At 51.1% G+C, this 11,559-nt stretch carries 11 protein-coding genes; 7 read left to right on the top strand and 4 right to left on the bottom strand.

Annotated features, from left to right (window positions below; all coding sequences use genetic code 11):
* Positions 1 to 188: 188 nt before the first annotated feature.
* Both FYZ48_RS10325 and FYZ48_RS10330 read right to left on the bottom strand, forming a co-directional pair.
* A complete protein-coding gene (locus tag FYZ48_RS10325; RefSeq protein ID WP_149340039.1) occupies positions 189 to 1,166 on the bottom strand; it encodes a DUF1559 domain-containing protein in 978 nt (325 codons plus the stop codon).
* An 817-nt stretch (positions 1,167 to 1,983) separates the two neighbouring features.
* Positions 1,984 to 2,883 carry an alpha/beta hydrolase family protein gene (locus FYZ48_RS10330; protein ID WP_149340041.1) on the bottom strand — a complete coding sequence of 300 codons (900 nt, stop codon included), beginning with the start codon at positions 2,881 to 2,883 and terminating at the stop codon, positions 1,984 to 1,986.
* Positions 2,884 to 3,244: 361 nt separating this feature from the next.
* On the opposite strand from FYZ48_RS10330, the gene FYZ48_RS10335 reads away from it, so the two are divergent.
* Both FYZ48_RS10335 and FYZ48_RS10340 read left to right on the top strand, forming a co-directional pair.
* Positions 3,245 to 4,174: a response regulator gene (locus FYZ48_RS10335; RefSeq protein ID WP_149340043.1), complete on the top strand. Its 930-nt coding sequence runs from the start codon at positions 3,245 to 3,247 to the stop codon at positions 4,172 to 4,174.
* Positions 4,175 to 4,186: 12 nt separating this feature from the next.
* Positions 4,187 to 5,008 carry an SDR family oxidoreductase gene (locus tag FYZ48_RS10340; protein WP_149340048.1) on the top strand — a complete coding sequence of 274 codons (822 nt, stop codon included), beginning with the start codon at positions 4,187 to 4,189 and terminating at the stop codon, positions 5,006 to 5,008.
* Between the two features lie 30 nt (positions 5,009 to 5,038).
* On the opposite strand, the gene FYZ48_RS10345 is transcribed toward FYZ48_RS10340, so the two are convergent.
* Complete coding sequence (locus FYZ48_RS10345; protein WP_149340052.1) at positions 5,039 to 6,376, bottom strand: polysaccharide pyruvyl transferase family protein; 1,338 nt, start codon at positions 6,374 to 6,376, stop codon at positions 5,039 to 5,041.
* Between the two features lie 177 nt (positions 6,377 to 6,553).
* Between FYZ48_RS10345 and folB the strand changes: the two genes are divergently transcribed.
* Positions 6,554 to 6,922 carry a dihydroneopterin aldolase gene (gene folB, locus FYZ48_RS10350; RefSeq protein ID WP_145440092.1) on the top strand — a complete coding sequence of 123 codons (369 nt, stop codon included), beginning with the start codon at positions 6,554 to 6,556 and terminating at the stop codon, positions 6,920 to 6,922.
* A complete protein-coding gene (gene folK, locus FYZ48_RS10355) occupies positions 6,919 to 7,431 on the top strand; it encodes a 2-amino-4-hydroxy-6-hydroxymethyldihydropteridine diphosphokinase (RefSeq protein ID WP_149340056.1) in 513 nt (170 codons plus the stop codon). Before folB ends, folK begins: the two co-directional genes overlap by 4 nt.
* Here folK and FYZ48_RS10360 read toward each other — a convergent pair.
* Positions 7,428 to 7,670 (bottom strand): hypothetical protein, encoded by a 243-nt coding sequence (locus tag FYZ48_RS10360; RefSeq protein WP_228030439.1) that lies wholly within the window; start codon positions 7,668 to 7,670, stop codon positions 7,428 to 7,430. The genes folK and FYZ48_RS10360 overlap by 4 nt on opposite strands.
* Before the next feature lie 463 nt (positions 7,671 to 8,133).
* Here FYZ48_RS10360 and FYZ48_RS10365 point away from each other — a divergent pair, with 463 nt between their 5' ends.
* The 3 genes from FYZ48_RS10365 to FYZ48_RS10375 all read left to right on the top strand — a co-directional run bounded on the left by FYZ48_RS10365 (position 8,134) and on the right by FYZ48_RS10375 (position 11,158).
* Positions 8,134 to 8,661 (top strand): TadE/TadG family type IV pilus assembly protein, encoded by a 528-nt coding sequence (locus FYZ48_RS10365; protein ID WP_187781963.1) that lies wholly within the window; start codon positions 8,134 to 8,136, stop codon positions 8,659 to 8,661.
* A 55-nt stretch (positions 8,662 to 8,716) separates the two neighbouring features.
* The gene (locus FYZ48_RS10370) at positions 8,717 to 9,289 is read left to right on the top strand and encodes a TadE/TadG family type IV pilus assembly protein (RefSeq protein ID WP_149340062.1); all 573 of its coding nucleotides are present in this window, start codon (positions 8,717 to 8,719) and stop codon (positions 9,287 to 9,289) included.
* A 72-nt stretch (positions 9,290 to 9,361) separates the two neighbouring features.
* Entirely contained in the window at positions 9,362 to 11,158 is a 1,797-nt protein-coding gene (locus FYZ48_RS10375) for a vWA domain-containing protein (RefSeq protein WP_149340065.1), read from the top strand.
* The last annotated feature ends 401 nt before the right edge of the window (positions 11,159 to 11,559 follow it).

Consider the following 11,559-nt stretch of genomic DNA (forward strand, 5'->3'; position numbering starts at 1 on the left):
CAGGGTAACCGGAGATGCGCAAGTTCTACACCATGTTAGCTCCCCATCGGCCGGGAGATTGCCGGGCAAGAAAACCGAAAGTCCGGGTAGCTTTAAGTGATGATTACAGGCCAGTTTAAGAAACAGGGCTGAAGCTCGCATGGAACTTCAGCCCTGGTATAGACACTTTTGGTTTGAGAAACCGGAGCTTAAAACTCGCCGATGGGGTTGCCGTCGGCGATCATTCCGAGTCGCTGGAAGATCTCGTAGCTCATGTTCTCACTCAGGAAACGGACCGCACCGTCCCCCAGCAGGAAGTGGGCTCCCCCTTCATGCTTACTGGAGAAGTTGGCAATGTGGTTTGTGGTGTTGGGGGGATGGTGCATGGCCATCATACTCATCATGGCCGGTTGACCGACATGCCCCAGAATCAGGGATGCCGGGCCTTCGGTCATGGATGGCATACTCATCATCCCTGCCGGTCGGGTGGCGTTCGGGATGGCGGCGTACCAGGTGGAATCGGCCTCGATGATTGAGGCCGCACCCACAAACTGATGCTGATGAGAGCGTTCCCCGGCGACAATCGTATTCGAAGTTCCGTCGATGACATCGCGAACTCTGACATTACTGTTGCGGTAGAGAATCCCTTTCTGGGCGGGGTTGCCTGGAGTCATTGTCAGGCTGCCATACCCGAAAACACCCACATAGTTCGCAGAGGACAGCTGGTAGGAGTTCGAGCCATCGGTGACCGAGAAGACGCCCTGGTTGGTGTCACTGGGGCAGCGGAAGATGGGCACAACCTGGTCAGCCAGATCGATATTGGGAGAAACGGTAGCATTCAGATTCAGGTTGAGCTGGTTATACAGCGGAGCCTGGTCCAGGAACGGGAGTAACATGACGCCCCAGGCAAAACCGGATCCTGTTTCGGAAGAAGAGGGATCACTGTTGACGACACCTCGCGCGATGTAGCCGGGAGGATACGTGCCGTGCGTGTCGTGGTAATTGTAGAGCGCCAGGCCGATCTGCTTGAGGCTGTTTTTACAGGTGGAGCGACGAGCCGCTTCCCGGGCCTGCTGGACAGCAGGCAGGAGTAAGGCGATCAGGATCGCGATGATGGCGATGACCACCAGCAGTTCAATGAGGGTGAAGCCACGTCGATGATGGCGAGGATTCTGTGAAAAATTCATGGTAGGTTTACCTTTTATGTTACGTTGCATGTCGCGCAAGCGTAAACCGGATGTTGGGTGGAAAAGAGTTGCCAGCGCAGCGGATCGGGCATTTCCAATCTCTGAGTGCCTGCTGTCAAACTTGCTTAGCAAGGAGGGGCTAAGCCCTGGGGGGAGGGATTTCCGGTTGCTGAGACAGCGAAGTCGTCGTGTCATCAGCCACAAGCAGAGAGTCGAGCCGAGTATTGTCCGAAATGATTCGAGGAGCCAGATTTAACTGGCGGGGATCAGAGACATACCAGCCTTTGAGTTGAGAATCGCCACAGCCACAAAGACGTGAAACCTGGCATATTGAGGAATTCGACTTCTCGCCGGGGGACTCTTTGTCTGCACCGGCGGAACAGCAGCTTCGGTTGGAGGCCATGGAGTTCGTACAACAGGTGCCCTGTCCCAGCTCGGAAACCGACCGGCTTTTGTTTACACAGCAGCAGCGGGAGTTCGATTTCTGGTCCTCGGCACACCGACAGCCAGATCTTACAGACAGGCTGGGAACCACGGCGGTATTCGTGATCAGGTACCCCAGGCAGAACAAGGTGACACAAACACCGCGCAGTACTCTTCTCAGAGAGAAAGAGGCAAACAATTCAGTATGGCAGGTGCTGCGGTGGGAAGTCACGGTAAGTACTCTTTGAATCAGAACTTGAGGTTTCTGTTCGATGGTAAGCATCCCTGCTATTACCATTGTTCAGAACTACTGGGGGTAAAAAAAGTGAATAAACACCATTTTTTTACTGATCCGCAGATTTTTCCGGCCTCCAGCTCCAAATGCTTGAGTTCTTTACTCGTTGGTGGAGGAAGAGTTGACCCTGTTACCAGATTGGAGCGTGTGCTGACGAATGAATTTGACGACCCGATCCGGCTCGGGATGCGTGAAGTGGTGCCCCTTTGATTTTTCCGTCCCCTCTTTGACGGAGATGATCTGAAAGTTATTTTTACGGTATTTTTCCGGAACCCGGCTGAACATGAGCAGTGTGTTCTCATCGGGTGGAACAACCTGATCATTTTCCGAAATGATGTGTAGCACCGGGATCTCTGCTTCAGCAATCGTTGTGATGCGGTCTACCGGGTTATTGGGCCAGTCCAGTGCTTCCTGTTCTGTCAGACCATAGGACTTGAGGCAGGCGTTCCAGCGGGCCAGCGAGCCTTCGCTCTTCCCTTTTCCACCGGGCCAGCTTTTAAAATCGCAGACAGGAGTGTCAGCATAGATACAGCTCACTTTGTCTGGATTGGCCAGGGCCCAGTTGTAAATGAAGAGTCCCCCGCGGCTCACTCCTTCTAAAGCGACTTTGGACTGCAGTCCGTGCTGCTGTGTCAGTCGCTTGTAAAATTTATTTCCGTATTCGATGGCCTGGGGGGAACCAAATAGATCCGACACATCCAGGTATGCGATATGGAAACCCTGTTTCAGGAGTTCCACATCCATTTCATAATGGAAGTCAGGGAAGCGGGCGCGCCAGACCCAGGGGTTGCCGGGGGCGGCCTTCTCCGGAATGACGACGTAAGATTTTCGCCCTTCGGTCGGGAAATGAACCCGCTGGAACCCATGCCACGTATCCTGTTTGCCTGACCAGTTTTGAGGCGTTTTTGAGGAGGCTTCTCCTGCAAATCCAGCAGGCAGAAAACAGGCCACGAACAGCAAGGCGAAAAAAGTGCGAAAAATTGAAATGGAGGGAATCATAGGCTGGCGCTCGCTCTCTGCTCAGGGAGGTAGAAATTTAAAATGGTTATCTCAAGCAAAATCAGGATGTTAGCGTTACATAAGGTTTCCGGCGATTCAGCAATTCTTCATCAACATGGATACCGGTCGTATCAGTTCTAATGACTTTGTGCCGAGTTGGGGCGCTGCCAGAGGCGCTGATGACAAACTGTCGCCACCCGAAGATTTTTCTGACATATAGTTTAGTCAATCCATGTGGAAATGGAAATTATAAACAAGACCCGGTCGTCGGGTGATGGTCTGGAGCGGATGGAGTTCTCCACACTTTTTGAATGCCTTTCATTATATCTAGCGATAGTTCATAACAAGACGGGTTCCTGCTATGTCTTTCATTCCTGCCACCCATACAACAGAGACCTTGACCAAGCGGTTTTCTGATCCAGTCATTAATTCGGTCATTGATGTCTTTAAATATTTTGTCGGTACCACTGCCGAGTTGGAAACGATTATCGATGTCAGCGATGCCCCCCGCCACCTGTTGAGCTCTGCGATTGAGGTGAATGGTCCAGGAAAAGGCATCGTTGTCGTCAACGTCCCAAGGGATCTCGTTTCTCGCGCTGTCGCGTTGTTAATCGATGAAACCCTGGCTGAGGATGAGCATGTTCTCACCGACTTTGCCTGCGAATTATCGAATATGATTGCCGGTCAGGCTAAGAAAGCAGTCGATCATATGGGCTTCCAACTGGGACATCCGACTCTGATCGAAACGGAGCAGATCGATACTCTTTATCCCCCGGAAGCCGGTTCCAAGTGCGGTATATTTCAAACCGGAATCGGTGAGATTGCCGTCTATTTTGGTTTCGTGGGACAGCTGGGGGAAATTCTGGATCAGGAAGGTCCGGAAGTGGAAAAGAAACGGCTGCTGGTTGTCGATCCCGATGAGCTGAGCTGTGCCCTGTTCAAAGGGCTGTTGCATGAGCGTTACCAGGTTCAGACGGCTTCGACAGTAGAAGAAGCATTTATGGATGCTGCTTTGAATGAACCGGATCTGATTCTCCTTGAAATTGATGCGGACCATGGTCACCAGGCGGAGGCTGTTCGCCAGATCAAAGAGTCTCCACTCATGGAAAATGTAGAGATTCTGGTGGTTACCTCCAATCGTTCCACAACTGCCATTATTCAGGCATTTAACCATGGTGCCGCCGATTATATTCTGAAGACGGACTTCACAAAGCAGATTCTGATTGGCAAAATAGAACGCGCTCTGGGAAGAACACCGGTTGTCAAAGAGGTCATGGCGACTACAAAATAAAGATCTCCCAAAGTGGAACTTCTTTCATTCCCCGGTTTGATCGCCGGGTTTTTTTATTGTCTGACCTTAATTGACAGTGAGCGGAATATCATGAATCTGGAAGGAAAAGTCGCCGTCATCACCGGCTCAGCCGTTCGCATCGGACGGGCAATCGCACTGACATTGGCTGACGCAGGCGCTGATATCTGTATTCATTATAACTCGTCGGATCAAGCCGCGCGGGATACCTGTCACGAGATAGAACAGAGGGGACGGTTGGCGATGCAGGTTTCCGCTGATCTCTCTAATCCTGTCTCGGCAGCGGAAACGGTTTTTTCAGAGGTGATGACAGAACTGGGGCGGGCAGATGTGCTTATTAACAGTGCCTCCGTCTTTGAGAATAAGCAACTGAAGGAAGCGACCGAGGCTGACTGGGACTCCCAGCTGGATATTAATCTGAAAGCCCCCTTCTTTCTGAGTCAGAAATTTGCGGAACACCTGCCCTCTGATCGGTCAGGACACATCATTAATATCGTCGACTGGCGAGCCAATCGGGCCGGGATTGGTCACCTGCCCTACCGGATTTCCAAAGCGGGACTGGTGACGTTAACGGAGTGTCTGGCCCTGGAACTGGCTCCCGGAATTCAGGTCAATGCGATCGCCCCGGGCGCGATACTCCCTCCTCCGGGCGAAGATCGTTCCTATCTGGAGCAACGCTCAGGCGGAATTCCGCTGAAGCGGGTGGGAAATCCAGAGGAGATCTGTCGGACGGTGCTCTATCTGCTGAATTCCGAATTTGTAACTGGTGAAGTCATCTCCGTGGCCGGCGGCGAACAGCTGACAGGTGGAGCCTGATCGAACTGTTCCTGTCCCGCCGCTCCGTCTTCAGGAAGAGTGCGCTTTGAGGACAGCCTGCCTGACAACCTGCATCGTTCGCTTTTGACGGGCGCTGATGGACTCCATGACGGTATTGAGTTTCTCCAGAGATTGATCGTAGTTCTCATAGACGGCAATCGCACGATCAGCAATCTGTTGTTGATTGACTTCGTCAATTTCAAACGTCCAGTCCGCTAATCCGATATCGTACCACATCTGACCTTTGATGGTATCTGTGGGTTGTCGGACATAGAGTCCTGGCGTCCCGTGTGCACAGGCGATGATGGGCGAGTGGCATTCCATGCTGACCACCGCTGATGCATCCCGATAGAGTGAGCCTGCTTCGTCAGGAAGCCAGTATTGATCGTGGGCGACCACTTTTGCTTTTACATCCTCAGGCAGTGGATCGATCACCAGTGGCTGAATGATTTCTGTCTGGTAAGTCATTTCGGGACAGACGACCGCTTTCTGACCGCTGGTGCGGACCCACTTGATTATCGCCGCGCGTAGTTTCGCATGATCAATTTCCTGATACTCTTTATTTACCGATTCAACCTTTGCGATTTTCTCTTTGGACCAGCGGGACCCCTTGTGGATTTTGTGATACGGGGTGTACCGCAGTCGGGGAACCGCACAGAGATACTGCCCTGGCTCCAACTGGTGCTGTTGCTGGAATGCTTTAGCTTTGGGATCGTCGGTGAGGTCGATGGCAAAGGTGGCATCCGGGGCGAAGTCCTGCTCGGGCGATGTCACCCTGGCCTCTTTCAGGTTTTTCAGCGAGCTGGTCTCTCTGGTATAAATGAAGTCAGCCCCTGAGAGCAGACGATGGAGTTCGGGGGTGACTTCGGAGACCGTCACACCATAAATTCCGTAGGGCTTGCCTGTGACTTTGTCCCAGTGGGCCAGTTCCCTGCGGGAAACCACACTCGGTCCCGAGCCATGCAGGAAAAAATCAGCCTGTTCAAAAGCCTCTTCCAATTCTGGAGAATCCAGTTTCCCATCTCGGGTGAGGCGACCTTTGACGATCTTCAGATGAGGAAATCGCTTTTGCAGCATCGGTTCGACACCCCGGTCAACACTGTTAGGCCAGAGGATGATCCGAAAATCAGGTGCATAAACTTCGAGCAGTTTCAGAATGCCGGGAGAATGTCCAATGTCGCCGATATTGACAGTCTGCCATCCAGACCGGAGCAGCAGTGTCGGGGCATTTTCTGCCGGTTTCTTATCTTCAGCCCGGGCTGACGGCAGGGAAAATCCCAGTTGAGAGGCTCCTGCAAGAGCCAGGGATTGTGTGAGCGTCTGTTTGAGCCAGTTGCGTCGTGTGTAATTATCTGGAGTCGGTTGCATCAGTTCTCTGTAATCTGTTGAAGGTGTGTCGATTCGGTAGTAAGAATCAGGGATTCCCGCGGGAAGGAACTGTTTCCTACCTGTCCAATCCTGTTCTGCGTGACTATAGTAAGCTGTAAATGCATTGTAGCTGAGATTTAATTGAAGTCTGCCCCTTTTTTAACATCGCTAAAAATTATGCCCGACCAGATTCATATCGCCGACCTGTTACTACGAACCATCATCGGTATTAACGAGGAAGAACGCGAAAAAAAACAGGATGTTCTGATTAACATCACGATGGGCGTCGATCTGAAAGCAGCCGGTCATTCGGATCAGATAGCGGATGCCGTCAATTATCGTACGATTACCAAGGAGATCATTGACCTGGTAGAGAATTCCCAGTTCCAGCTGGTTGAGGCGATGGCACATGAGGTCGCACGGATCTGTCTGGAAGATGCGCGTGTTGAATACGCAGAGGTACGGATTGAAAAACCGGGAGCTCTGCGTTTTGCCCGCTCTGTGGGAGTCAGTGTGGTACGCAGACGCGAGGATTATCAGCAGTGAGCCAGCCCAATCAGGTATTTCTGGCACTGGGCAGTAATATTGAGCCGGAAAAGAATCTGCCTCAGGCAGTCCAGCTGCTGGCTGATTTTGGGACCGTTACAGGAAAATCGTCAGTCTGGCAGAGTGCTCCGGTGGGGGATCCGGACCAGCCGGATTTTCTCAATGCTGCAGTTCTGCTGGAGACAGAACAGAATGCTGATACAATCTGCGAAAGGGTCGTTCCCGAAATTGAAAGCAGATTAAATCGAGTTCGCGACCCTCAGAATAAAAATGGCCCGCGTACCATTGACCTGGATCTGGTTCTCTTTAATCGAGATACCCTGCGGATTGCACACCGTATCATCCCGGACCCCGAGATCGGATCACGAGTGTTTCTGGCAGTGCCTCTGGCGGAGATCGCCCCGGATTACGAAGTCCCGGGACTCAACACCACGTTGTCCGTAATTGCACGTGACTTACAGCAGCTCTCTCAAAATCAGCTACTGCTCCGGGATGAGATCCAGCTCTAAGCGTCTGCCAGGGTCAGGTCATCACCGGGGAGACAGGCCATCGTATACAACAACTGCTGGGCTTCACACTGCGTCTTGTAGGCTTCAGGAATTTTCTTTTCCGTGGCTTCATCCCACTCCAGAATGTAGGTTCGTTCGGAAACTTTCTTACCACGAACTTCGACGACCATTCCCGTCCAGCCTGCGCAGCTGATTTCTGGAAACTCAGGCAGACAGACTCCCTCTTTAACCTGAATCATTGAGCCTGCTTTGATAGCTGACGACGCCTTTTTACCCATAATTTATTTCTACCAAAACATTTTTGAGATATTTTTTTGCAGGAAACCTGTCGGCACGACTGGCAACAGTGTATCGCTAAAGCAGCATGAATTTCAATTGAAGTCGATCCAGAACCGTCGCGTTGAATCGAGAATTTAACAAAAAACGGGAATTCCAGCTGAATAACGTGTTTTTTAAGCAACAGAATCGGAAAACATAAAGGTCATTTCTGATGTGAATGTTGCCATTTTACAACACGGCTTAGCACGCTGATAAATGGAAAAAACAGGAAAAATATCTGCATTCCTGTCAACCGTGACCTATGTTTGTAGTGGATCAATCCCTCCCCTCCTCTGGTCTATTCTCCCGGCTTTGTCCAGCCTGTCAGAATCTGAAGTTCTGACCTGGGAGTAACACTAAATTTCACAGTTGATGAGGCAAGCGATGTTGAAGCGGCACTGCCGTTGGGCATTGAATCAGAAATCGAAGCCAGAGCGTTCTGGAACCACTCTGGTGGAACTGGCGTTCGTGGCGCCTGTTTTTCTGGTGTTCGTCTACGCGATCTTCGAGTTTGGCTACGCCTACATGATTTCGAATATCATTCAGGAGGCAACGCAGGAAGGGGCCAAGCTGGGACGCTGCGAAGATGTCACCACAGCCCAGGTCGAAACACGTGTCCGAGATCTGCTTGACACCGTGTTCGACTCAAATCTGGCCACAATCATGGTCAAAAACGCCAGCCAGTTCGACACTCCAGGCGCGGATGTAGAACAGATCAATTTTTCCGAATTACCCGATCTCGAACTGGCGAATGCAGAGAAAGCACAGCTGTTCATCGTTCGTGTGGAAGTGCCTTACAAAGATGTGCGATTGCTCAATTCATTTTTTGTGGACCCGGTAAAAGCAGCTGAGGCAGCTGATAAGGAGAAAAACCTGGTCCTTTCCGGACATAGTGTCAGGCGACACGAGTGATCATCCGGGAAAACATGTCAGCCTGTAGTAAGTCACTGCAGGGGGAAGAGAAAACATGAGAATCAACTATCACAGAAAAAACAAAACAAACCGACTGGATTCCGACCGCAGAGGTGTTGCTGCGGTCGAATTTGCCGTTATCGCACCTGTGTTCCTGGCTCTGGTGCTGGGAATGGTAGCTGTCCGGCGCGCCGTGCACACCACGACTGTCATGGAAGCCGCCCTGTCGCAGGCAGGACGGCTGGCATCCATGGATGCTGATCTCGATTTACCCTCGGGTACATCGCTGAACGATAAAATTATCCTGGATGTGCGCAACTTTCTGCGTGCTTCCGGTATTGAAAATGATGAGAGCAATCTGACGATCACTATCACCCGCGCTGATGACGCAGATGGCAATGCTCTGGATCCCATGCCTAATCCTCCCAGTTCTGGAGACACTTTCGATTTGAGTGATCCAGATAACCGCAATCGCCTGTTCCGGATTGGGATTGAGATTCCGGAAGGAGCAATGAATTCTAAACTGACGGAAATAATGAATCTGGAAGGTTCCATGGCGAAACCCATGACAGGGGATGCAGTGTGGGATCTGATTTTAAATAACGGCACGACAAAGATTGTCAACTAGTGACAAAACGCATTTGTGATCAGCAGCATTTTGAGAAAACAACTTTATTTTCGGGGAGTCAGAGGGGGTAAAATGAAAATGTTTCAACGAGCCAGAAAAGCGAACGTAAATCTACCCGGCGACCAAAGTCGTCGTGGTGCGTTCATGGTGATGGCGGTACCATTCCTCGTTGCGACCATGGGCTTCATGGCGTTCGGGATTGATATCGCTGTGATCACCATGACCAAAACGAAAATGCGCAATGCAGTCGAGGCAGCCGCCCTGGCTGCAGCGCAACAGATTACCGATGCCGTTCAGACAACGGCAGACGGCATCACAGAAGGCGGTGACGTATCGAGCAGCGTGCAGGACGCGAACTCGATTGCTGTCGAAGCTGCCAAAGCGATGGCCGAGAAAGTCGCCGGGCTGAATGGCGTGTATGTGGATCCGGAGACCGATGTCAAATTCGGTAAACGGTATCAGGACGCCTCTGGTACTTTCCATATGATCTGGGGGGAAACTGCCAAACCATATAACGTGGTGAAAGTCATCGCCCGTCGTGATAATTCAGAAGAAGGTAAGCCAGACTCGCAGTTGCAACTGTTCTTCGCCGGCATCATGGGAGAAAAGACGGCCTCAGTCACTACATCTGCGATCGCCTTCATCGAGGCACGCGATATTGTGCTCGTGCTCGACTACTCCGGCTCGATGAGCTACGACAGTGAATTTGATGCCATGTCCTCTTATCGTCTGGGAAAAACGGCAGTGGAAGACAACCTGGATGATATCTGGAATACACTGGTTGATTCCGGCGCGACTTATTCCAATTCGGCTCAACTCAAGTTTCCTCCTGAAGGCTACGGAAAGATTAACTCCGCCGAGGGACAGTATATTAGTTCCAGCGACGACGATTACATCTTCTGGGCACTGGACCTCGATGAGGTGGACGCCAATGGTAATTTGAAATACCCCTTCCCACAGGAAGGTAAAAATTATTACGGAAGTCTGAACGGCCAGCCCACAGGCTACACGAACAAAAACCTGTGGAAGAACTATATTCGCTGGGTGCGATCGAATGGTACCGTGAGTAATTATGGCTACCGCAAGAAATATGGTTATCGCACTCTGATGGCCTATCTCATCAGCCAACGTAAGAAAAACGACCAGTCTGAAGATCTGTGGCGAGCTCCGATTTATCCATTCCACGCGATGAAAAACGGGGTGACACTGTTTACCCAGTTCCTGGGTGGCCTGGAGTTTGGTGACCACATCGGGCTGGTGACCTATGATGATTCATCCCGAGTCGAATCGGTTCTGAATGACGATGGCGTTTCGGAAACGGTCAACCTGGGTGATGAACTCATCACTAACAACTACACAGATATCAATACGATTCAAAGACACAAGCAGGCTTCGCACTATGCCCCCTACACCGGTATGGGTTACGGGATTCGTGATGCCAGAGAATTGCTGAGTTCACACGGTCGTGCTGGTGCACGTCCGACGATTCTGGTGATGACCGATGGTAACGCGAATCGTTCACCCTCAAACTGGTCTCTCCCGGGAAACTGGGACTGGGATGATGTGACTGATTTTGATGGCGATGGACAGGCTGACTATCAGACCGGCGATCGTCATAAGCAATATGCTCTCTGGCAGGCTGTGGAAGCGGCCAACCTGGGGTATACTGTGCATACCATGACCGTAGGGGCAGGTGCAGACCGAGACCTGATGCGGGCCATTGCCAAGGCCTGCAACGGGATCAGCATCGATGCTCCCGGTGGTGCGACGATCGACGAGATGCGATCACAGCTGTTAATCGCCTTTGGTAAGATTGCAGCTAATGTTCCGCCAGCGAAATTGCTGGCTGATCCGGAAAGTGATTTCTAAGTCTCAACGAATGTCGAAGCATACCTGCTTGGGTTGATTTCTACCTGAGTGAGAAAGAGGTGGTCGAAAGTCGGCCACCTCTTTTCTCGTTTCGATGGACTGTGAAGCCGTAATATTGAAAAGTAATCAGTAGCCTGGAGTTCCTTCAGACGCTGGATTTAGCGTCGTTTTATTGACTGACAGGAAGTGTAGAAATCTCCAAAAATTTATTGAAAAAGCAGAAATTCTTATCGACGAAGAATTAGGATCTATTCATAATAGAACATGTATATCATTGCATGCGAGATTTAAGTTTCCGGTAGTTTTCTGTCGGTGTAACTTATCCTTCCACTACTCTCACCCTGTTTGATAACACGCTCTATTTCAGAGAGCCCTTTCAAAACCATTCAGGGGCAATGAGA

Source organism: Gimesia chilikensis (assembly GCF_008329715.1).
Lineage (GTDB): Bacteria > Planctomycetota > Planctomycetia > Planctomycetales > Planctomycetaceae > Gimesia > Gimesia chilikensis.

Coding starts and splice junctions, on each gene's coding strand:
- FYZ48_RS10325 (WP_149340039.1), bottom strand. CDS start 1,166: ATGAATTTTTCACAGAATCCTCGCCATCATCGACGTGGCTTCACCCTC.
- FYZ48_RS10330 (WP_149340041.1), bottom strand. CDS start 2,883: ATGATTCCCTCCATTTCAATTTTTCGCACTTTTTTCGCCTTGCTGTTC.
- FYZ48_RS10335 (WP_149340043.1), top strand. CDS start 3,245: ATGTCTTTCATTCCTGCCACCCATACAACAGAGACCTTGACCAAGCGG.
- FYZ48_RS10345 (WP_149340052.1), bottom strand. CDS start 6,376: ATGCAACCGACTCCAGATAATTACACACGACGCAACTGGCTCAAACAG.
- folB (WP_145440092.1), top strand. CDS start 6,554: ATGCCCGACCAGATTCATATCGCCGACCTGTTACTACGAACCATCATC.
- FYZ48_RS10360 (WP_228030439.1), bottom strand. CDS start 7,670: ATGATTCAGGTTAAAGAGGGAGTCTGTCTGCCTGAGTTTCCAGAAATC.
- FYZ48_RS10365 (WP_187781963.1), top strand. CDS start 8,134: ATGTTGAAGCGGCACTGCCGTTGGGCATTGAATCAGAAATCGAAGCCA.
- FYZ48_RS10370 (WP_149340062.1), top strand. CDS start 8,717: ATGAGAATCAACTATCACAGAAAAAACAAAACAAACCGACTGGATTCC.
- FYZ48_RS10375 (WP_149340065.1), top strand. CDS start 9,362: ATGAAAATGTTTCAACGAGCCAGAAAAGCGAACGTAAATCTACCCGGC.